Origin of the sequence: Chitinophaga sp. RCC_12 (assembly GCF_041360695.1) — a bacterium.
In the GTDB taxonomy this organism is placed as follows: domain Bacteria; phylum Bacteroidota; class Bacteroidia; order Chitinophagales; family Chitinophagaceae; genus Chitinophaga.
Map to the genome: position 1 here is coordinate 883,152 of NZ_JBFUPS010000001.1, position 22,549 is coordinate 905,700.

Below are 22,549 nucleotides of genomic sequence, written 5' to 3' on the forward strand. Positions count from 1 at the left end.
CGTTTTGTTTAGTTGGGCAATTTGAAGAGCTCCTCTACTTCGTGGATCACGCCGTTGAGCACCCGGATATCTTTTGTTTTCAGACTGATGAAGGGTGTGTTTACGCCCTGTCTTTTTACGCCGGGTTGGCCGTTGTTGCTGATAAAATCGAGACTGATATATACCGGCGGACCGCTGTATAGCTGTCCTTTCTGGATCATTAGTCCGCTGAGTTGATGTGCATTATCAGCGAGATCATTGGAGAAGTATACCGGTCCTATCCTGGCGCCTCCGGTCAGTTGCAGGGCGGCATATACTTCCAGCCCGTGTGCAAAAAGAATAGAATCGATGGCTATCACCGGCTGCTGGTAGTACATATTTTCATCATAGTCGCCGGGTGGCAGTGGCCAGGAGCGCAGGCAATAGTTCAGGATATCCTCGGCATTATGAAAACCATTCTTTATAAATGCGTTGTTATTAGGTGCGTACAGGGTGAACTGTCCTATTGTTTCCGATGATTTCAGCATGGTCATTACGCCGGGATCCATCCATACAGAGCTATAGAGGCTATCGCAGATACGCAGCGCCTCCCGGTAGAGACTGAAGCGGGGTTCGGCGTTTATGTATTCCCACATGGTTTGTTGTGGTTTGACAAGGCAGTGTTCTACCGGGTAAATGAGGCCGTTGGTGGCTTCCTGGTATTGCCCCCATTTGGCCTGGGGGATACCGTTTACGAGGAGGCTGTCGCCATGTTTACCGAGGAACAGGAAATCGATATAATTTTTGCTGTACCAGTTGTCCCTGCCGGCCATTGACCGCTCCGACAGTGTAGCGCCGGGGGTGTTGCCCGGAATGTCCCCAATGTTTTCCGGTGTGAGGCGGGCGGGCATTACGTATATGCATAACAGTTGGTCCAGTTCTTCTTTGGTGGCTGCCTTTATTTTCGCGGTGGTCCACCCGGCTTCGTCGAAAGCTTTATCTGTGGGTACCAGCACGGTGTGAAAACCGGCGCCGGATTGCTTTACTTTTTCCTCCATACCTGATAGCTGCCAGGCATCACGGAAACGGGCATACGGAGAAGCGGCCAATAGTTGTTGCCAGGTTTTATCCGGGCCCGCTTCGTGCGGCACCGGGTCACCTACCGGTTCCGGTTCGATATCCTGTTTGCGGCAACCGCCCAACACCAGTAAGGTTAATAAGAGTATATGTATCTGTAATTTCATCTGGTTCATTTTATTGCTTCATTAAATCGGGATTAAACACCAGGTCGTCTATGATATGGACAATGCCGTTGCTGCACAGGTGATCGGCATTTGTGAGGCCGCCTTTATATTGTACCACTGCCGGTCCTTCTTCATTTGCGCCCCAGTTTGGACCTGTTCTTTTCCCGATGTAGACGGCCGACTCCTCTGTGCCGAGGTAGTTGTTCCGCATATAGGAAGGGCCGATACTGTAGGTGTCGTTGAAGTAAATCATATTGGCGCCATATACGTTTGTACCGGACAGGATATAGCCATCAACGGAAAAGATATGCATGGGCCGCATCATGAGGGTGTAGATGCCGAAAGCGAGTGGTTGGTAATCCGCGGGCTTCAGGGTGGCGATTTTTTCTGCTGTTAATCCGTATTTCAGGAAGGCTGCGTTATCCGGTACGAATAAGGTGAGCGGATCTTTTGTTTCCAGGTCGTTCCAGAGATGGAACTGTTTCATGACAGCGGCGAAGAGTACAAGGCTGGTATCTTTGGAGATATAGTCCTGTACCGTTTCTTTTTTATACTGCAAGGGTTTGGCGAGGATGTGGATTACGCCGTTGGCCAGTGCGATATTGCGTTTGGCGCCGGTCATGATGTAGGCGCCGTTTACAAAGGTGAAGATGTCGTCTTTGATAAATTGTTCCTGTTTATCTACAGACACATAGAGCGCATCGCCGGTGAGGGAAAGGTATTTATTATCCATCTGTTTCGGGAAGGTGGTAATAAAATACCGGTTGCGGATCATGTGATACCGCAGCATAAACCGCAGGCTGTCCACGTTCATACGGTCTATTTCTGCGGGTGTGCTGATACCTATCCTGTTAAAGGCTGCGTTGTCCGGTGCAAAAAGTGTGATGGCTCCCGGCTGGTTGAGTGAATCCAGCAGGCCGGTTTTTTTGAGGGCTGCGCTTAACAGGCTCAGGTCGTAGTTATTTTCAATAAACACACCCATGTTACGGGGCACGGTGGTTTTATCTACCGGGGGAACCAGGTCATCTTTACTGCACCCTGCCATCAGTAACACTAACAGCAGTCCCATCATCTCCCTACATTTTTTAAAAGTTATATTCAGCATATTCATACAATAAGATATTAATAAACAGGTGGCGCAAACTTCCGCTGGATGGTGGTTACATAAAATTTGCGGTTGATGTATTCAATGGTATTTACCGTAGCAAAAGAGCGCGGGTTGGCCGTACCGGAATGAATACTGACGATGAGTCCTGTGCGCAGGTCTGTTCTTATTTTGAAAGGCAGGTAAGAAGTTTTGCCGGCATCCCCGTAGTCGCCGAGGATCAGACCTGCATAGGCGCCTACCGGCAGGAAGTCGGGATAGCCGAGGTTTTCCGGGGAAAATCCTGTTCCAAAAAATCCGAACTGCTGGCTCATGTTACCGGTAAAGATTTTATTGCCGCTGGTATCTGCAAACAGCGGGAAGCTGTAATACGGCGCCACACGGGGTTCCAGGGAATGTATGATTTGTCCCATGGGCACGCCTTTGTAGCCGGGTAAAGGGGTGAGGACAGCGCCGTTTCTTTTGTTGAGTGAATAATACACCTGCATGGTATCCTGCAGCTTGGTGCTTACCAGGTATTGGTTGGTAATTTCATCAGGGGCCAGCTGGTACCAGTTTTTTGAGCTGAGGTTATAAAAGTTCACATACACCATCGAATCCGCAAACGGTTGTTTGGTAAAGGTTTCCTGGCGCAGGTACATAAACGGCTGCTGACTGGCATATTCCGCGATGAGTGCATGCATGGTATATACTTCGCCGGCAGTAAGATCGATGGTGGTGTCGATCAATGTAACGCCTCTTTCCAGTTTATCGAGGTTGAAGTAAGGCGTGTTGTTCAGCGGCCGGGTGCGGAAAACAATGTGGTGCTTCCCGGAGGGCACCTGTGCCCAGCTGGACAAATCATATCCATTTAAGATGGGACCTGCCAGCACTCTTTTGGTGCCGGGAAATTCCTTTTGCCAGATCACATTGCTGGCGGCATCCGGATAAGGCATGGCCCATTCGCTGCGGACATCGAGGAAATCGCCGGTGATAGCAGCGCTTACCGGCACACCGGCATCGTCCATCACGGGATCTACGAGGAATGCGAGGAAAGGCACCGGCACATCCTTATTATCGAGCGTGGCGTTGTACTCCAGGCAGTTGAATACGCGGAGATATGCCGGGCTGTTGATGGTGGCATAATCCGTTTTGCGGCAGCTGTTAAAGAGCAGGGCGGTTGCGAATAAAAACAGCCATAAATATTTCGACTTCATACTTAACTCAGTTGTTGTGTTTCACAATAATCATCCGGGCTTTTTCCGTGGCGGTGGCGGATGTGCTGCCAATGAGCGCTACGGTATAGATGCCGGGTTCACTTTGCGGCAGTTCCGGTGTTTTATAAAGCTCCGGGCGGGCAATAAACTGCCGGCTCTTCAGCGGGGTGATGGTGCGGATCCAATCGCCGGGCAGGATGCCGGGCGCCGATGCATATGCCAGGACCCTTTGCGGGAAATTGACCCACATCATTACATAAGGATTGTCTGTTACCGGCGTTCCCAAAGCGATGTGCTGCGCCGCTGCGTTAGGGATGTTTACCAGATTTGGGAAAGGAAGACCATTGTCTGTGGTGAAAGTCATTTCCTCCAGGTCGGGGCAGAAGTTCATGAAGCGGATCCAGAACGGGTAGCTGTCTTTGAACATACCGTAGGTGCCGTTGTCGGTAGACGTACCTCCGTAGAATTTCCCGCTAAGGTTATTGGCGGTGAAGGTGATAGCGGCGGCGCCGTCTTTACGCTGATAGTACCAGAGGGCAATATTATCGCCTGGCTGCAGCGGCAGCGGGCGTTCTGCCAGCACCTGTCCTTTTTCGTCTATTGCTTTTACTATATGCGTGCCCGTTATATACCGGCTATAGGTGGTTTGCTGGGTGAATTCCAGTGCGGCGCCCATCGGTTGCCCATCTACCTGCCAGGATATTTTCCTGCCGGCAGCTACATTGATGCCTTGTAAGCGGGCATAGGTCATATTTACCGGTTCTGGTATATCGGCGATGATGCGGAAGGAATTATTTTCTGTTGAAGTGGTTTCCCCGTTCGGGTTGCCGGTGGGAATCTTTGTATCGTTGTTACATCCTACAACGATGGTATAGATACCGCCGGGCTGGAATGTTTTCAGTGGTGCATAGGTGAGCCAGGTATCTTTACTGCCGCCGATGCCGGGTGTTCCCTGCTGGTCCATTAATGTGCCGGTAGCAGGATTGAGTAAATTATAACCACCACTTGCCGGCACTTCCTTTCCTTCGCTGTTGAGCACTTTAAACTGGTAAGTACCGTAAGGCAGTTCCACATAATTGGAATAAGCGCCGGGCGCGATGTTGGAGAGGCCGGGTACGGCAGTACCATCTGCCAGTGTGAGTGTCATTGGGCCGTGGCGGAAAAGGCCCGGCAGGGAACTACCGTCTGGCAAGGCGCTGAGATTGAGCAGGCGCACTTTGAAGCCTGCAGGATCTGACGCCGGCGAAATGGCGCGGGGTATGCGGAACAGCGAGTCTGTGAAACCGGTGGCATTGGGGCGGAAGCGTACGAAATAATAATCCGAAGGATTGTTCACGTCTTCCTGCACACTGAAAGGACGCGGCGGCGGCACCCCTAACTTCACAGACAGGCTGCTGAAGAGGATACTATCTGCATGGCCGTTTTTCAGCAGTTGCGCGGGAATGGTAAACGTGGCGCCGAGGCGGCCGTTTTCCGGGAACCAGCGGGTAGCACGGGTTTCATTGAGACCATAATTCCCTTCGTAGTCCGGCGGGATAAAGCTGGTGAGTGGCTGCCCGCCGATTGCCAGTTCCGTAGCGCCTACCAGGTTCACCAGGCGAACAGTGGACGGGGTGAGCGGCTGCTGGATAAAGCGGTTGTCGTAGGTGTAATCGAGTTTCTTGCTGCAGGCGCTGAACAAGAGCGCAACAGCTATCCCTATATATGTATTTTTCATTTTCATCATTCAGGTTTTACAGGTTGTAAGTCAGGCCCAGCATAAATTCTGTTCCCCGGTAAAAACTTCTGCGTACATACTTTTTGCCGTAGAACTTACCACCGGTGCCGGGGTTCGCGTATACTTCCTCTACGGGCCTGTCCAGGATATTTTTGGCGAAGCCTTTTAAGATGAGGCGTTTCAGCAGCTTTTGCGAGCCTACGAAATCCAGTACGGGATTGGGGCGCGAGTAGAGGTCCGGCGTGCCATCGAGATTTACCTGGATGAGCCGCTCTCCTACCATGTTAAATGTGGCGGTGAAATCGGTGCCTGATTTAGTGTTGTTATAGTTAATAAATACATTCACGGAATACGGCGCCTGTTCAAACAGCGGGCTGTTGGCCGGTGCGCGGCGATCGATGGCGCGGGAAGATTCCAGGCGTTCCGGTGTTTTTTTGATTTCGCTTTGCGCGAGCAGCAGGTTGGAACCCAGGAAGAAGTTTTTCATGGGCAGCCACAGCAGCCCGAGATTTTTCACTACTTCCAGTTCTATTCCATACACGCGTCCTTTGTTGGGATCGTTCTGAAATTCTATCGCGGGAAATTCGGGGAACCGTGCTTCCAGCCCGGACGAATTTTGTTTAAACACCTTTGTTAACTGGTTATCTATCTCCTTATAAAAAACGGAAGCAGACAATACCTCCCCTGGTGCGGGGAACCATTCCCAGCGGAAATCGTAGTTAGTGGTTTGTTGATTTTTTAGATTCGGATTACCTACCACCAGTGCAAACTGGAAAGGATCAAAATCAAATACGTTCGTGAGTTCCCTCAGCTCCGGCCGGGCCAGCGTGGTGTTGAAGCCGAAGCGGAAGTTCATGTTTTTGTTCAGGGTGTAGGTAAGATTTGCAGAGTAGTATGGTTCGTAATCCGTTTTATAAACCGTATTGGGTTCTGTGTATACCAGGTTCACTTTATTGCCGGCAGCATCGGTAGCGGTAATACTTGGATCAAGGAAAACATTGGCGGTATCTACCGCTGCGCGGATGTCGGTCATTTCAAAACGCACGCCACCGGTGATGCGCAGCTGTTCTGTAAGATGCAGGTCGAGCATACCGTAGAACGCGCGTGTTTCGTAGTAGCCTTTATAATTGTTGGGGGATTTCTGGATATTATACAGGTAGCCACCATTGCGGGGAGCGCCTTCTTCGTTGTACGACGACTGTGGGCGGATGCCGATGCGGTCGTAGCCGATGAGCTGATCGAGGTTGCCACTTACTTCGTATAAAGGCAGCGCGCCGTTGGCGGAGTAATTTGATCCGGGGAGATAGAGTACATTTTCATTAAAACTTCTCCTGCGATGCAGGTAGTTGACCCCGGTTTTAAATTCCTGTTTCTTGTTGCGCACTTTAAACGGCAGGGTAAGATCTGCTTTATAGTTATAATTATTTTCGTTGAGATGACGGAAGCGGCGGCCGTTGGGATCGGCCTGGATAATGCCGTAGGGGCCGTATCCATTTACATAGCCTGACACCAGTGAATACAGGCTGGGCGAGTACATTGCCGGTGGCACTCCGCCTGGCTTATCCGGTACACCGGGATAGCTGGTACCGCCATTGATGCGGTAATCGGCCAGGTTTACAAAGCGGTAATCCGGATCGTCCTGTGCTGAGGAAGAGGTAGCGAGGTTATAACTCAGCTTGGGGGCATATTCCTTTTTTGTGAACTTATGCTCTCCCTGTAAGTTAAAGGTATTGAGGGTGCGATAGCTTTGGCGCAGGGAATACACGAGGTTATACACTTTTCCCGGGAGGCCGGTGTATTCGTAGGCGCCGTGCAGGTTGCTGGCGCGTGTTTCCGCACCCCGGCTGCCCAGGTACTGCATACTTATTTCGTGCTGCGGGCTGAAGCGGTATGTGAGTCCACCCAAAAATCCATAGTTGAGTGTTTGTGTGCCGGTATTTTCCTTATAATTTAAGTACTTCCCCAGGTTGATATTGTTGGGAGTAATGTAGTTAGGAATTATGCGGGGACTGTACAATGCGCTGTTGCCTGTTAACACGCCCTGGTATACACTGTACTGGGTGAGCTGGCCGTCGTAAATATCGTTGGTGCGGTTATAATAATTGGCGCCGGCTATTAATCCTACCTGGTGTTTCTTAAATACCGTATAGCTGTTACCGTAGGTAACCGCATAGATCTGGTTCAGCGGCGCCGATTTATACTTTGTGGTGAGCACGGGATCGAAGCCGTGCATGATACCGCTGATGCGGTTGGCTTCCGCCAGCAGGGCCGGATCGTTGCGGCTGTTGGCGATTTTACGCTGGATATCGCCTAAGCCGTTTGGGTACTGTTTGGACAATTCCTGGAATTCCGGTGACAGTCCTTTTGATTTTACCTTTTGCCCGAGGAAGCCCATGTCGCTGTTGTAGAAGCTGTTCACTTTGCTGCCGGTTTGGGAGTTCATGCCGGTTTGCACCGTGATGGTGAGCATTTCCCGGTCGGGTACCGACTTAGTTTTGAGCTCCACGATACCGGCAGCGGCATCGGCAGGTTTATCGGAGGTAGTGGTTTTGTAGATGGTGATATTATCCAGCAGGCCGGCGGGCACGAGGTCCAGCGGGATAGCGCTCCTGTCGGGATCGGAAGAAGCCAGGCGGATGCCATTGAGCTGGCCGATCACGGAGCGGTCGCCCAGGCCGCGGATGGCTACATACTTATCGTCTGTAACCGTTACACCTGATACGCGTTGCAGGGCCTGTGTGGTGGTAATGCTGGCTGTTTTTTCGATGTTCTGGGCAGAGATACCATCGGAGATCATGGCCGAGTTTTTACGGTCGTTCAGCAGCATTACTTCCGTATTGGAGCGGCGGCGGGCATCTACCGTTACGCCGCTCAGGGTTTTGCTATCGGCTTTCAGTTGTACTGACAGCACCGGTGCGCTGCCGGCTTTGATCATTTTGGTAGCATAGCCTACATAATAGATCACCAGCACATCCGAGGTATCTTTTACTTCCACGGAGAAGCGCCCGGATTCATCGGCCATTACCACGCTGCCGGTGCTTTGGGCCATGATTTCCGCGCGGGCGATGGGTATGTTTTTGGCAGCATCCGTGATCATGCCGCTGATGGTGCGTTTGCGGGGCGCTGTTGATTGTTTGACGATGATTTTGCGCACCACTACCTTCCTGCCATCTACCGCTTCAAATTCCAGCCCGGTATTCTGCAATAACCAGGTGATCACTTCTGCTACGGTTTTGTTATTGAGATCGGCCGTATATTTTTTATCCACCGCTTTCATATCGGCAGGATTGTAGAAGAAGGTAACGCCGCCCTTCTGCTGCACGGTCATGAAACATTTTGCGATGGGCTCATTCCTGAAACTGATGCTGATCTTTTTCTGCAGGAAGCTTTCCTGGGCCGTTGCCGGCAAGGTAAAGCAGAGCAGGATCCACATACATCCGTGTAAAATTTTTTCCTTCATTCGTTTGTGATTTAAAAAAGAAGATCCGTTACCAGCAGCTGTACGCTGATGGTTGTTAGCATTTCCGCTGTGCGAGCTGCTACCTGATTACGATGACGCCGTTTTTGTTTTTGTGAATAGTTAGCCGGTACGACAGGGATATCACTTTCAGGATATCGTTCATGGTGTCGGTTTCCTCGAATGCGCCGGTGAATTTCAGGTTGCTGATACCTGGCGTAGCTTTTATTTTTACGCCGTACAGCATTTCTATCTCCCTGAAAACATCGTTCAGCGCTGATTCATTGAACATCAGCTTTTTGCTGGTCCACCCGGTGTTTACTTCCGTTTGTTTATAGATATAGATGGTTTCCTTGTCATATACCAATTCCTCATTCTCCGTGAGCTGTTGTACGGCGGTACCGGCCGTAACCGCTACCCTGCCTGTTTTCACGCTTACCTTTGGCTTTTCGATACTGCTACTATCCGCCACTACGAAGCTGGTACCCAATACCTTTACGCTTACATGCGGGCCGGTGATGAGGAAGGGGGCCGTTTGCGGTGTGACATCGAAGAATGCTTCCCCGTTCACGGTGATGTTTCTTTGTTTACCACGGAAGTATTGGGGATAGGTGAGCGTGGTACCTCCATTGAGGATGGCCACGGAGCTATCCGGCAGGATTACCTTTTTTACCTGGTATTTCAATGCGGTGATGCTTTGCATGGGAATAGGATCCAGCCAGTCCTGCAGAGCGAGGCGGTAGGTGTAAGTGGCCCCGGCGGCAATTAGGATTAACGCTGTAGCCGCATACCGCCATACCTTTATCCGTGGCGGCGTGATTTCCTTTTCCAGTTTATTCCATACTTCCTGTCGCTGCAGCTCCACATCGTCCGGCACCTGTTTTTCCTGCCAGGCCTTATCGAGGTAGTGGTTCAGCAATGCAGCTTCCCTGCTGGTGGCATTGCCCGACAGGTAGTTACTGACCAATTTTTTAAACTGTGTGATATTCATCCGGAACATTCTTCTATAGATATGTTCCTTCAGCCGAGGTGCTTGTCCCGAAGAAGTACGTTAAGGAATTATTAACTCATCATTTCTGCGAGGATCAGGGCGGCGGCGATATGGTGTCTTAACGCCTTGAGCGCTATGTGCAGCTGGTTTCTTACTGTTTTTTCGGAGAGGTTTAATTTCCCGGCAATTTCCGTGATGGATAAATGGTGCCGGCGGCTCAGGAGGAATATTTCGCGTGTTTTTTCCGGCAGCGTGGTTAGCTGGGTATCGATTTCTTTAAATACATCGGCGGTTTCCATCTTTTCCCAGATATCGTTTAACACCGGCATGATATACTCCTGCACACGGTCCAGCTCCTCCGGCCGATTCATGATTTCCTTCAGCTTCTTAATAGACTGGAAGCGGACGGCCTGGTGGAGATAGTTTTCCAGCGGACCGTTCAGGTTCAGTTTTTCCTTCCGTGCCCACAGGGAGATGTATACGCCCTGTACTACGTCTTTGGCATCGTCTTTATTGCCGAGGATTTTTAGCGCGAAGGCATAAAGGGCAGGCCAGTGCTGATTGAAACACCTTTCGAATGCTTTTGGATCACCGGTACGGATAAGCGCTATATCATCATGAGCATGCAGCATGGCAGAGGTTTGAGCAACGGGGCGAAAATAGGGGATTTTGTTGGGGAGGTGGTTTAAGGTATTGTTATGTTTTCTGAGTGTGGCGGGAAAAAGTGTCAATCGCTGAGAAATTAATGCAGCTAGGAAGCCTATATTTACAGCAAATCATTAGAAAAATAAGCACAGTACTCTCCTTAATGTTAGAATATTATTACTACATCAATAAAATTATATCACTATGAAAAAAGCCAAATTTCTATTAACTTTAATTATAGTCATTTCTACATTTTGCGGAATATTGGCATTCAAAGCCAATAAGCTCCTCAGAACATTTTACTCACTTGGATCCACTACAATAAATGGACAAGGAACCAAAGGATGTGTTGTACCAGTCGATCTAAACCTAACACCCAACCCTGGTGGCTTTGTCACTCCATATTCAAGTACATTTAATGCTCCTACAACTACCTGCACTTGCAGAGTCATAAATAGTTAATAACCTCATTTCATCATTGAAACACAGATTCTACTCCAAAACATCGATAAAATCCACTATACAGTGGTGCTATTCAAATACCCTAGGACATGCTTGATTCATAATCTACACATTCATACTCTAGTTCACAGATAAAAAACTCTCTTAAAACCTTAGAACTACATTCAATTTGCAGAAGCGAGTTTGCAAATTCAGAATATGAATTAATGATGATAATATAGACACTATCTCATAAACTCTGTAAGTCATAAAAATCGGGGAATCAGGATAATAATTAGATCCTCACCCTTTTGTCAAAAATAGTTAAAAACTGATTTAGGATCATGCCCTAGTTTCTAATGGGCATGGTCCACTTTTTTGATACTTCCCTTAAAGCCAGGTATACAGATTTAAGCACCGCTTCGTCTGTAGGGAAGGATAGCTTGTTTTTGGTATATTTTCTGATTTTACCATTCAGGTTTTCGATGAGATTTGTTGTGTAGATGATCTGCCTTATCTCCAGGGGGAAGTCAAAAAAGACAGTCAGTTCTTCCCAGTTTTCACGCCAGCTTTTGATGGCGTATGCATACTTTGCACTCCATTTGGCATCCACGGCATCCAGAGTCGCCATGGCAGCCTGTCTATTGGGGGCCGCATAGACATCTTTCATGTCAATTGTAAACTCCTTTTTATCTTTCCAGACTACATAGCGGCAGCTGTTACGTATCTGATGCACTACACAAACCTGGGTGGCAGACTGCGGAAACACAGATCTTATGGTCTGAGTGAAGCCATTCAGATTATCTGTGGTCGTTATCAAGATATCTTCCAGGCCACGGGCCTTCAGGTCTGTAAGCACAGTCATCCAATAGGCAGCTGCTTCATTCTTACCCAGCCACATTCCCAACACTTCTTTGAGACCATCCCGCTTTAGGCCTACTGCGATATAGAAGGTTTTATTCACCACTTTGCTGTTCTCCCGAACCTTGAACACAATGCCATCCATCCAGACTATGAGATAAACTGGTTCTAATGGCCGGTTTTGCCAGGCGACAATATCTTCCGCCACGCGGCTGGTTATAAGGCTGATTGTGGCCGTGGAAACATCAAATTTATATACTTCCCTTATTTGCTCTTCTATGTCTGATACGCTCATACCCTTGGCATAAAAGGACACAATTACCTCTTCCAAACCTTGAGCCATTCCTTCTCGTTTAGGTACAATCATGGGGTTAAAACTGGCATCACGATCTCTGGGCACCCTAATTTCAGATTCCCCGTAACTGGTCTTAATCTTCTTTTTCCCGTAACCGTTACGGCTATTGCTACTTTCATTGTGTTCATGCTTATCATAACCCAAAATGGCTATCTAGCTCTCCTTCCAACATCTTTTCAATGCCCCGCTTCTGAATCTGGGCAAGAAAATCGTTTTAACTGATCTGCTGTTTTAAACTGCTTCAGAAAGTCGTCTGATAAAAAATCTTCTGTCTTCATAAAACTGTATATGCTTTAAAATTAAAAAATCGAGGTCAAATACCCCGATTTTTATGACTTACACAGTTTATGAGATAGTATCAAGACGAAGTATGAATTGATTTTAATTTTAATTATATTATTGGAACGAAGTCTATTTATTTATTCTTGCCTAAGAAATAGGAAAACCCAATAGTGAAAAAGCGTTCCAATCCATTAGTGTTAGTATCTTCAATATAGTTGTCTTGAATGATGCGATTATAACTTATATTTTGTTTTAGTACATCAAACCCTTGGATTTTTATAAGTCCTTGTCTGTTATTGAATATTGATTTGCTAATCGAGGTATTTAACATTAGTGGACTCCCATTGTATCCCTCCATTCTTCCAGTTGTCCATGCAACTATAAGATTAGAGTTCAAATTTATTCCGTATGGGAGATTTAGACGGTTCGCAAGCGATAGGCCACTACTAATATAATTTTCCTTAAGTTCCTTATTGTTATTGTAGCTTAGATTGTTATAGTTTATGCTAGCTGTTATTGCGCATTCGTAAATTTTTCGAGTATATCGGAAATTTATCACTTGAGTTAGGGATGTTTGATTACTTATAGATTCCTTTCCATTTACAACACTTAGAGACCTTTTCAGGCTGCCTTTTGTATTTAGATTAACGCCAAAGTGTTGCTTCTTGAATGGTAGATAGTTATTAATGTTTAGTTCAAGAAGATAGTTGCCATTTAAATTGACTGGTTTAGTAGTTTGACGACCAATGGAATCAAAGGTTGAGAGATTGATTATCTGATTGATTATGAATTTTCCACTTGCAGCAATGGTGAGTGTTCGCAATGTGGAAATGTTAATAGAGTTATAGTTGAATTGCAAATCGTGGAAAGTGATGGGTTTTAACATTGGATTTCCACGTTTTATATTTAAAGGGTCGCTATAATCTGGAGTTTGCTGTAATTGAGATGCTTGCGGGAATTCGATACTTTTTCTATATAAGAACTTTAATTTTCGATTATTCATCGGTATGAAGTTGATAGTTGCTTCTGGTAGTAAGGCAAGAACATTAGTCGAATAAATGTTACTTACACTATTATCTTTATTCTCCATACTGAAGTATAGTGCAGCTAGGGATACAGAGTAGTCGAATTTTTCTTTTTTGACCAGCCAATTTAACTTGGCGTAATGGTGAATTGGAACAGTGACGAATATATTGCTTAGACTGTCATTTGCTTTATCATATAGTTTTGTCATATTATTGTAGTCTAATATTGTTTTATTTAATGAGCCTTTTACCCGATCTTCACCAATCATAAAACTTATGGCTCCATAGTTGTGTAAGGGTTCAGTATAAGTAGCCATGACAAATAGTTGTTCGTTTTGTGTGTTGATAATAGAACGTTGATCAAGCGTGTCCGAGATAGTTTCTCCGCTATTTGGATAGTAGAGGCTATTTGATATGTTGTATCCAATCTGCTTTGATACGCTTTTACTATAACTTATACTAATATTAAGGAGACGTCTGTTTTTATTAAATTTCTTTTCATAGTTTAGGCCTGTAAACGTTGTTATGGTATTATTTTCGTCCATAGTCTTAAAAGTTCCGTTGCCTAGTACTTGAGCATAATTCCCCAGTGAATTAAATCTATTAGTGAAGTTATTATCTGTTTTAAAAAGTGTGAGTTGATTTGAGATAATTATATTTTGTAGACTGTCAATTTGGTATTCTATTTGTGTTGTTAGTGCTTGATTTCTATCTTTATTATTGCTGCTTGATTTCTGTTGAATTAGCAAGCTTGTATCGCTTACTATATTTTTTCTTGCACTGTTCCGTTGAGTTTCGCTTATATTGTTATTCGCTATATAGCTTGCGCTTATTGTCGTATTCTTGTTGATTCTGCTACTATAGTTCCCAGCTCCACTCCAATTCTCTTGAATGCCCCCAACACTAGTCGTTTGGGTCTCTATAGCACCGTTGGTGTTGTCGCCGTTACCTAGCAATAGAAGCTGCTCTTCACCTTTGAATCGACTAAGACTTAGCTTGGTGGAGAATCGGTTGGCCGTGCCGTAAGCGCCTGAAATCTCTCCAGAGATTAAATTTTGTTTGCTTTTCTTAATTGTAAGATTAATTACTTTATCTGGTTGATTGGAACTCAAACCATTGAAATCTTGTCTGTTTGTTTTCCTATCTATTAGTTGGACCCTATCGATTAAGTCTGCTTGCAAGTTCTTACTAATAATTCTATTATCACCACCACTGAAAATGGGTCGGCCGTTTATCATAATGCTTTTCACAGGCTCTCCATTCACACTAATTGTACCGTCTTTGTCGATCTGTACGCCAGGTAATAATCTAAATAGATCTTCGACCAACGCATTGTCTTTGGTTTCAAAATAATTTGCATTATATTCCATTGTATCCCTTGAAATTCGTAGAGGTATTCTAGCTTCTACAATCTTAACTTCTGTTAATGTTAGCCCAGTTCGTTTTATTCCAATTGTCCCTATGTTTATAAGAGTGTCAGTGGATGAGGCATGCAATGAATATAATAATTTTTCGTATCCAATAAATGATACGAGCAGTATAAAGTTCGTAGGTGTAAGGCTATCAATTATAAAAAATCCCTCTTTATTAGTGAATGATAGGCCTGCTTTGGAGGAATCCTTAGCGTACAGTAATGTTATTGTTGCAGACGACAGATTGTCTTGGGTTTCCTTGTCAGTTATGCGACCTTTAATTACTAATTGATGAGGTTTTTGTGCCGAAGAATGTAAGGTTGACACAACTATTAATAATAGCATTATTAACTGCTTCATAATGGGGATTTCCAATATCATGTAAGATGAATATTTTGAATGCATCTGTATTGCAGTATTTATATAGGTCTTTGTTTGTCGTTTAGAGGAGATGAATTTTTTAAGAAAAATGTTTCGCTGTATGGAGATAGCAGTGGTTGGATTTAATTTTGATTTGACTAATGATAAGTAAGTAGCTCTATCCAATTCAATGTAGTTTTATTATTGTTAGTTATGAGTAATTGAATCGAACCCTCAAATAAATTATACCATGTCGGTAATAACTTCTTTTTTTTACAATCCGGATGGAGAAAATGAAACGCCAATTCCCTGCTAGAATTGATCTTGAATTGTAGTGCTTTGCCCTGTTGTCTAGCTCTCTTTTTTTTCTATGAACTCCGTTGTATTATATGTACACAGGTTAATACGGAATTAGCTCAAACTATATTTGTGCCGACACTCTATTAATTATCTTTTTAATCATTGTACCTCCGTTTATCTTTTAGGTCTACTTAAATTGAAAATTGATGTTGGTTTTTACAATAAGGTCTAGTTTCTATGTAACTAAAGTGGTTATCTTTCACTTATATTTAAGTGAAAGAACTACGAATTATAAGTGAAGATTTACAATGCATTTATGTGTCCTCCGCATAAAAATGGTTTAGGGCATGATTTAGAAATTATGTGGAGGTAACATTATAGCCGATGTTAAAGATTGTTATATCAACTGATAATATTTGTAGGGAATTGTTGTAATAAATTATATCGAAAATGTTAGTTAATAGTGTAAGCACAGGTGAAACACAAATGAATGGTAATGTCGATGCTAAGTTACAACTTAGTATGTTTGAGTATATTTTCAAACATCCCAAAAATAGGTGGTTTGCTAGAATTGCTATCCCTATTGTTGTTGTCCAATTCGTTGCTTTCAAGTTCTTTTATCCATTTGCGGGATTTATAAATGGAGACTCTTATATATATATTGAGACAGCATACCATAATTTTACCGTAAATACTTATCCCATTGGTTATTCTAAATTTCTTAGGTTAATAAGCGTTTTTACTCATTCAGATTTAGCGGTTGTTGGGCTGCAATATCTACTCTTGCAATGTGCTAGCCTCGGACTTGTGTTTACCATGTTTTATTTTTATGAACCATCTAGATTTACAAAGATTTCTTTGTTCGTATTCATGTTGGTTAATCCTGTCTACCTTTATCTTGCGAATTACATTTCAAGTGATGCTTTCTTTCTTTCATTAAGTCTAATTTGGTTTACTTTGTTAATTTGGATAATGAATAGACCTACTAATAGGTTAATCATTATAAATTCACTAGTTCTTTTTGTCGCATTCACCGTACGATATAATGCACTGTTTTATCCTGCTGTTGGAGTGATATCGCTACTATTAACTAGGAGAAGAATGATAATGAATATTGTTGGATTCTGTATAAGTCTTCTCCTTATAGGATTTTTTATACAAGTCACAAGCGTAAAGTATAAAGCAATTAGCGGATTTAGACAATTTACGCCATTTACCGGATGGCAGATGGCAAATAATGCGTTATATGCATACAGATATGTCGATAGCGCAGATAGGAGAGACGTACCTGTATCTCTCCGTATGTTGGATAATATGGTTCGACACTATTTTGATTCCAGTAGAGATATACGGACACACCCATCAGAAGCATTGATTGCGAGCACTGTTTACATGTGGGATCCTAATTCACCACTTTCCAAGTATATGGAAAGTCAGTTTAAGAATGATTCCACGGCATCTGCGTTAAAGAAGTGGGCAACTCTTGCACCAATAATGAAAGAGTACGGTTCGTTTTTGATTAAATCTTATCCTTATGAGTTTGCCAAGTATTATTTAGTGCCAAATGCTATAAAATATTATGCGCCACCAGTTGAATTTCTTGATCATTATAGTACTGGCGTAGATAGCGTTAATCAAGCTGCAAAGGTTTGGTTTGACTATAAAAGCACTAAACTGAAATGTCATTTTAAGGATTTTAAGGTAAATACATTGGATTTCTATCCCGTTTTAGTAGGTACTATGAATGTTGTTCTTGTAATGAGTACAATAAGTTTTATATTATTAGGAGGTTATAAGCAACATTTTCAATTGAAAAGAGGGCTAATACTTGTGGTGACTTTATGGATAATTAATTTTGGTTTTAGTGTTTTTGCATCGCCCATAGCTCTTAGGTTTCAGTTGTTTCCTATTCTGGTCTCATTGTCGTATACTTTTTTGTTGGTTGACTATTTAGTGAAAGCTGCTAAGAGTATATCTGTCGTACAGGAAGAATATTTGACAGAGACTACAAAGCCGGAAAATCTTACTGTATAGTACTATATCGATTTGAGTAATTTAAGTAATTATCATGAAACGAATGTATGTTATTGTTGCGGCGATGCTTCTAGTGGGGCTATCTTTATATATGAGTCTGGGGGGATATTCACTGATAAATAATCGGAAAAGAGGCTATGCGAAATCAGTTATAACTGGACGAGAGGGCGAGTTACTGCCAAGTATAAGTATACTGCTTTCTGATAGTATAACTAAGATCAATCTTTCGTCAATTCCCAACGGAAAGCCTACAGTGCTGTTCTATTTCAGTCCATATTGCCCTTATTGTCAGTCTGAAATGGATACTATTATAAATAATATAACGAGGCTTAAACATATTCAATTTTATTTAGTAACTCCTTATAGCCATAGAGAAATGAAATTGTTTTATAATAAGAATCATCTCGAAAGATATGAGAACATTATAGTTGGGTTGGACTATGATATTCGGTTTTCTGAATACTTTAGAATAGTACAGGTGCCCTTTATTGCCATTTATGATAAAGGTAAAAGATTAAATGCCGGTTTTTTCGGCGGGGTGGCGTCTGATCAGCTAAGACAAGTTAGTCAAGAGTAAATTTTTGCGCAAAATAGGCCGATTGAATACTTGCAAGAGAAATCGACCAAAAAATGGCGAAGCCGAAAACCATTATAAACGAGTAGGCATTTTTCATAAAAAGCAAAGTTTAGCTTTTTGATTTTAAAAAGCATCTATCATTATGAAACAAGCAAAATTCGCATTAACAGCTGTTGCTCTTCTCGCAGTTATAGGTGGTGCATTAGCATTCAAAGCTAATAGGCAATTGAAAACTTTCTATTCACTTGGTACCACTGTGATTCAGGGTGAAGAAGTTGCAGGTTGTGTTATTCCTGTACAATTGTTACGTACTCCGGCAGCTGCAGGAGCAATCACTCCATACTCATCAACATTTAACTCTGCTACCACAACTTGTACAGTTAGAGTTAACGTTAATGATTAATTGAGAAGTGATCTATGAGGATTATTTGCATTAATGATTTCATTAGATCTCTTAGTTATGTTTATTAACTAATAATTTATAAGAGCCGTCTTATTGTTTGCGAAAGCAATGGGATGGCTCTTCTGCGGTAATAATGTTCGAATTTAGTAAGCATTGGTAAGGGAGATGTGATAGTCTCTATGATGGTTTAAATTGGGGGTTGAGTTGCGCGGACTGATTAAAGTATACTAAGTGTTAACCTTTGGATTTTTGGGACTATTTCAATAAGTGTGTAAACTTAAAAATCGGGGAATCAGGATAATAATTTATGGAAATCATGACTTTGGTTGACAGTTTTTATCTTGTCAATCAAATGTCTATATATGAGTCCAAAGGAACTATCAGATATTCGTAGAAAGCTTAGAATAATTCAACATGGCCAAGCGTCAGGGAATGTATCAAAAACCTGTCGATACTTTGGTATATCCAGGGAAACCTACTATAAATGGAAGAAAGACTATGAAAGTGAAGGAGAAAGCACCTTAGTTAATAGTAAACCCTGTCCTGAAAATCCGAAGCTACGTATTGCAGCTGATATTGAAGCTCAGATTATACACTTAAGAACCACCTATCATTTGGGACAATTACGGATATCATGGTATATGAAACGTTACCATGATATTGCTGTTTCTCCTGCAGGAGTATATAATGTTCTTAAAAGAAATGGGCTTAATAAATTGCCGCAAAATCAGCGGAAAAGATCCATGGAACAATTTAAAAGATACGAAAAACAGGTGCCGGGACATAGAATCCAGGTCGATGTTAAATTTTTATCTTTTACTGATAAGTCCTCTGGGAAGGAAGTTAAGCGCTTCCAATATACGGCGATTGATGACGCAACAAGAGCTCGGGCTCTGAAAATATATAGTAAACATAATCAGAGCTGCGCAATTCAATTTGTAGACTACATACGGAACAAATTTCCATTCCGGATTCATACTATTCAAACCGATAACGGGCATGAATTTCAGGCGCAATTTCATTGGCATTGCGAAGATTTAGGCATTCAACATGTGTATATCAGGAAAGCTAGTCCACATTTAAACGGAAAAGTAGAACGGTCCCATTTGACCGATCAACAAGAGTTTTACCAACTGCTTGACTACACAGATGACATCGACATCAATAAGAAATAACAGGAGTGGGAGAATTTCTATAACTGCCATAGACCTAATGCTGCACTGAAGGGCAAAACACCCTACGAAATACTTAGAGAACGACTACAATCTAAAACGTAGCCATTGTTTGAAACCCCTGCCGGGATGGGGTAAGGGGAATGGCGCGGCAGCAGCGCCTTCCCCTTAAAACAGATTTAAAATTCAGTTCAAAATGTATATTTGCTCTGTCAACCGTAGTCCTAGTATTCACACATAAAAGGACACAATTACCTCTTCCAAACCTTGAGCCATCCCTTCTCGTTTAGGTACAATCATGGGGTTAAAACTGGCATCACGATCTCTGGGCACCCTAATTTCAGATTCCCCGTAACTGGTCTTAATCTTCTTTTTCCCGTAACCGTTACGGCTATTGCTACTTTCATTGTGTTCATGCTTATCATAACCCAAATGGCTATCTAGCTCTCCTTCCAACATCTTTTCAATGCCCCGCTTCTGAATCTGGGCAAGAAAATCGTTTTAACTGATCTGCTGTTTTAAACTGCTTCAGAAAGTCGTCTGATAAAAAATCTTCTGTCTTCATAAAACTGTATATGCTTTAAAATTAAAAAATCGAGGTCAAATACCCCGATTTTTATAACTTACACAGTTTATGAGATAGTGTCGGATTTTTCTTCTTACTAGAGAATTGTTTGCAATGAAAGCTTTATACGAGTTAGGTGTACCCGTATAAAGATCGACAGCATCGAGCCCTTTTATTTAATTAGCTTAACTCGATCAACCATTGATTAGTACCACAGCTGTACAAAGTGTCGTTGGATAGTTGACGGTACTTGAATAAGAGGTGTAGAATCCTCCTGGATTTGGTGTTAGATATAATAGTTGAGTTACGACACATCCATTAATTTGTTCTCCTCCGATAGTCGTAGTTCCTAGTGAGTAAAAGGCTCTTAATTGCCTATTGGCTTTGAACGCGAGAGTTCCTCCGATTATGGAGAATGTAATCAAAACGGTTAATGCAAATTTGGCTTTTTTCATGGCAATATATTTTTATTATCTTGATAGATTTTACTTTATTGAAACTCTGTTAAAAATATAATTTGTTGCTGATTTTTAGCGTATGTTGTTGTGTATTATACGTAGTGGGTTTCGCTATTTTTGTTATCTTCTTACCACTAAAGAAAATAGTAGGAAATTTTTAGTGAAAATATTGAATGATGACGATTAATATTTTCTTTTGTTTCGTTATCCTTTCTATTGAATAGTTGATACCTTTTTGTTTTTCCACGTGGAGTCCGGGTGAATAGATACACTTGTAGTTGAAAGGATTTGGAATCGGTGTTACGATTCTAGTTTTGTGAGGCCTGGTGAGATGATCCCTTCAATATTGCTTAGTTCATCCAAGGTTTAAAGACTTTTGTCATGTGCTAATTGTTGTAATTTCATATCGATTACAATTTCTAGGTTATTATTGGTAGGGGCTGTATTGTACATATTTAAAGACAAGATGGGCCATAAATGATAAAGTTTCGGGGATAATTGTGAGGGGTATCATTGTAGCTGACATTATTTTTTTTCATAATTGATAAAGTTTATAAGAAGAGGAGAATGTTTTCTTGCTATTGTATCTTTACCGGGCTTGTTAAATGAATGTAGTCACATAAATATATGTTTTTCGCCTGCGGTTGGTTCTCCGTAGCTGATGCTAAATCCCATCTTTATAATCATTGATCGTCAAGAACTACCAATTAAGGATTCGGAAGTAGAGTAGCGGTATAATTTTCCTTTACTAAAAATTGAATGAAGTTATATCCGGTGGCTCTGATAGTTACAAAGAGAATCGGTAATTCTTCAACTTTGAGACTATTACATAAAGTGTGTCAGTAAAAAGTTTTTTAACTTTAAACTGATAATACAATATGGAAAAGCAAAACTTTGATTTCGAAGCCTTCAAAAAACAAGCGGCAAGCCGTTTGAAGAACGGAGATACGCTTTTAGGTAAAGACGGTGTACTAACGCCGTTGTTAAAAGAGTTGCTTGAAGGTGCCCTTGATGGGGAGTTGGAAGCGCATATTGAGGACGAAGGAGAGGCCAACCGCAAAAACGGTAAAGGTCGTAAGCAGGTGAAAACCGCCATTGGGTCGGTAGATATTAACCCTCCGCGTGATCGTAATGGGACATTTGAGCCTGAAATTATTGCCAAACGACGTAAGACCCTCGGTGTAGATCTTGACCGCCAGATCATTGCCTTATATGCCCGGGGGCGAGTTACAGCGACATAAGAGATCACCTGATGGATATGTATGGTCTGGAGGCCTCCACTGCTACTATAAGCCGTGTCACGGATAAAATCCTACCCTTGATACAGGAATGGCGCAGTCGGCTGCTGGAGCGGGTTTACCCGTTTGTCTGGCTGGATGCCATACATTATAAAATCCGCCACGAAGGACGAGTTGTCAGCCGTGCTGTTTATTGTATTATAGGCCTTAATCAGGAGGGATACAAAGAGTTATTGGGTATGTACGTAGGAGAAAATGAAGGTGCTAAAAACAGAAGTACAACTCTGCATCGTCCATCAGATACATAATTCTCAAAAATATCTCTCGTACAAAGATGTCAAGCCATTTATGAAAGATCTTCAAGGGGTTTATAAAGCCAGTACAGTTGACCAGGCAGAACGAAGCCTTGATCAGCTGGAATCTAATTGGGGGACACGATACCCTAAAGTAATCGAATCCTGGCGAAAAAACTGGCCCAGACTAAGTAGTTATTTTCAGTACAACAAAGACATCCGCCGAATCATGTATACAACTAATATTATAGAAGGCTTCCACAAGCAGCTTCGCGCCGTTACCAAATCAAAAGGCGCCTTCCAGTCGGAAGACGCCTTAATGAAGCTTTTATTTCTTGTACAAGAGAATATTTGTGCCAAATGGAATAAACCTGTATATAACTGGAACCAAACACTGGGACAGCTATCAATTATATTTAGTGACAGATTAAAACTTAATCTTTGAAAATTTGACACACTT

The 22,549-nt window shown here is 42.9% G+C and carries 12 protein-coding genes and 3 pseudogenes; 5 read left to right on the plus strand and 10 right to left on the minus strand.

Features of this window, described 5'->3' with window-relative positions; all coding sequences use genetic code 11:
- Positions 1 to 8 precede the first annotated feature (8 nt).
- The 9 genes from AB6805_RS03570 to AB6805_RS03610 all read right to left on the minus strand — a co-directional run bounded on the left by AB6805_RS03570 (position 9) and on the right by AB6805_RS03610 (position 15,049).
- The gene (locus AB6805_RS03570) at positions 9 to 1,202 is read right to left on the minus strand and encodes a fasciclin domain-containing protein (protein WP_370908086.1); all 1,194 of its coding nucleotides are present in this window, start codon (positions 1,200 to 1,202) and stop codon (positions 9 to 11) included.
- Between the two features lie 10 nt (positions 1,203 to 1,212).
- A complete protein-coding gene (locus AB6805_RS03575) occupies positions 1,213 to 2,274 on the minus strand; it encodes a fasciclin domain-containing protein (protein WP_370908087.1) in 1,062 nt (353 codons plus the stop codon).
- A 50-nt stretch (positions 2,275 to 2,324) separates the two neighbouring features.
- The gene (locus AB6805_RS03580; RefSeq protein WP_370908088.1) at positions 2,325 to 3,503 is read right to left on the minus strand and encodes a hypothetical protein; all 1,179 of its coding nucleotides are present in this window, start codon (positions 3,501 to 3,503) and stop codon (positions 2,325 to 2,327) included.
- Between the two features lie 7 nt (positions 3,504 to 3,510).
- Positions 3,511 to 5,220, minus strand: coding sequence for a hypothetical protein (locus tag AB6805_RS03585; protein WP_370908089.1), 1,710 nt, complete (start codon positions 5,218 to 5,220; stop codon positions 3,511 to 3,513).
- A 16-nt stretch (positions 5,221 to 5,236) separates the two neighbouring features.
- A complete protein-coding gene (locus AB6805_RS03590) occupies positions 5,237 to 8,680 on the minus strand; it encodes a TonB-dependent receptor domain-containing protein (RefSeq protein ID WP_370908090.1) in 3,444 nt (1,147 codons plus the stop codon).
- Between the two features lie 79 nt (positions 8,681 to 8,759).
- Complete coding sequence (locus AB6805_RS03595) at positions 8,760 to 9,668, minus strand: FecR family protein (RefSeq protein WP_370908091.1); 909 nt, start codon at positions 9,666 to 9,668, stop codon at positions 8,760 to 8,762.
- A 71-nt stretch (positions 9,669 to 9,739) separates the two neighbouring features.
- Positions 9,740 to 10,300 (minus strand): RNA polymerase sigma factor, encoded by a 561-nt coding sequence (locus AB6805_RS03600; RefSeq protein WP_370908092.1) that lies wholly within the window; start codon positions 10,298 to 10,300, stop codon positions 9,740 to 9,742.
- 803 nt (positions 10,301 to 11,103) lie between these two features.
- Positions 11,104 to 12,114 carry an IS256 family transposase gene (locus AB6805_RS03605; protein WP_370908093.1) on the minus strand — a complete coding sequence of 337 codons (1,011 nt, stop codon included), beginning with the start codon at positions 12,112 to 12,114 and terminating at the stop codon, positions 11,104 to 11,106.
- A gap of 271 nt (positions 12,115 to 12,385) precedes the next feature.
- Positions 12,386 to 15,049 (minus strand): outer membrane beta-barrel protein, encoded by a 2,664-nt coding sequence (locus tag AB6805_RS03610; protein WP_370908094.1) that lies wholly within the window; start codon positions 15,047 to 15,049, stop codon positions 12,386 to 12,388.
- A gap of 750 nt (positions 15,050 to 15,799) precedes the next feature.
- On the opposite strand from AB6805_RS03610, the gene AB6805_RS03615 reads away from it, so the two are divergent.
- From AB6805_RS03615 to AB6805_RS03630, 4 genes and pseudogenes are all read left to right on the plus strand, one after another.
- The gene (locus AB6805_RS03615; protein ID WP_370908095.1) at positions 15,800 to 17,383 is read left to right on the plus strand and encodes a hypothetical protein; all 1,584 of its coding nucleotides are present in this window, start codon (positions 15,800 to 15,802) and stop codon (positions 17,381 to 17,383) included.
- A 34-nt stretch (positions 17,384 to 17,417) separates the two neighbouring features.
- On the plus strand, positions 17,418 to 17,960 hold the full coding sequence (locus tag AB6805_RS03620) for a TlpA family protein disulfide reductase (RefSeq protein ID WP_370908096.1): 543 nt from the start codon (positions 17,418 to 17,420) through the stop codon (positions 17,958 to 17,960).
- 142 nt (positions 17,961 to 18,102) lie between these two features.
- Entirely contained in the window at positions 18,103 to 18,363 is a 261-nt protein-coding gene (locus tag AB6805_RS03625; protein WP_370908097.1) for a hypothetical protein, read from the plus strand.
- Between the two features lie 362 nt (positions 18,364 to 18,725).
- Positions 18,726 to 19,640, plus strand: a pseudogene (locus tag AB6805_RS03630) (IS481 family transposase).
- A 126-nt stretch (positions 19,641 to 19,766) separates the two neighbouring features.
- Here the strand turns inward: AB6805_RS03630 and AB6805_RS03635 are convergent.
- Positions 19,767 to 20,021 (minus strand): annotated as a pseudogene (locus tag AB6805_RS03635) (transposase); the annotation flags it as partial.
- Positions 20,022 to 21,436: 1,415 nt separating this feature from the next.
- Here AB6805_RS03635 and AB6805_RS03640 point away from each other — a divergent pair.
- Positions 21,437 to 22,534, plus strand: a pseudogene (locus AB6805_RS03640) (transposase).
- Positions 22,535 to 22,549: the final 15 nt, after the last annotated feature.

Excerpts from the sequence above, each read along its gene's own strand:
- AB6805_RS03590 (WP_370908090.1), bottom strand. The coding sequence starts at position 8,680 with ATGAAGGAAAAAATTTTACACGGATGTATGTGGATCCTGCTCTGCTTT.
- AB6805_RS03620 (WP_370908096.1), top strand. The coding sequence starts at position 17,418 with ATGAAACGAATGTATGTTATTGTTGCGGCGATGCTTCTAGTGGGGCTA.
- AB6805_RS03610 (WP_370908094.1), bottom strand. The coding sequence starts at position 15,049 with ATGAAGCAGTTAATAATGCTATTATTAATAGTTGTGTCAACCTTACAT.
- AB6805_RS03595 (WP_370908091.1), bottom strand. The coding sequence starts at position 9,668 with ATGAATATCACACAGTTTAAAAAATTGGTCAGTAACTACCTGTCGGGC.
- AB6805_RS03570 (WP_370908086.1), bottom strand. The coding sequence starts at position 1,202 with ATGAAATTACAGATACATATACTCTTATTAACCTTACTGGTGTTGGGC.
- AB6805_RS03585 (WP_370908089.1), bottom strand. The coding sequence starts at position 5,220 with ATGAAAAATACATATATAGGGATAGCTGTTGCGCTCTTGTTCAGCGCC.
- AB6805_RS03575 (WP_370908087.1), bottom strand. The coding sequence starts at position 2,274 with ATGATGGGACTGCTGTTAGTGTTACTGATGGCAGGGTGCAGTAAAGAT.
- AB6805_RS03625 (WP_370908097.1), top strand. The coding sequence starts at position 18,103 with ATGAAACAAGCAAAATTCGCATTAACAGCTGTTGCTCTTCTCGCAGTT.
- AB6805_RS03600 (WP_370908092.1), bottom strand. The coding sequence starts at position 10,300 with ATGCTGCATGCTCATGATGATATAGCGCTTATCCGTACCGGTGATCCA.
- AB6805_RS03615 (WP_370908095.1), top strand. The coding sequence starts at position 15,800 with ATGTTAGTTAATAGTGTAAGCACAGGTGAAACACAAATGAATGGTAAT.
- AB6805_RS03580 (WP_370908088.1), bottom strand. The coding sequence starts at position 3,503 with ATGAAGTCGAAATATTTATGGCTGTTTTTATTCGCAACCGCCCTGCTC.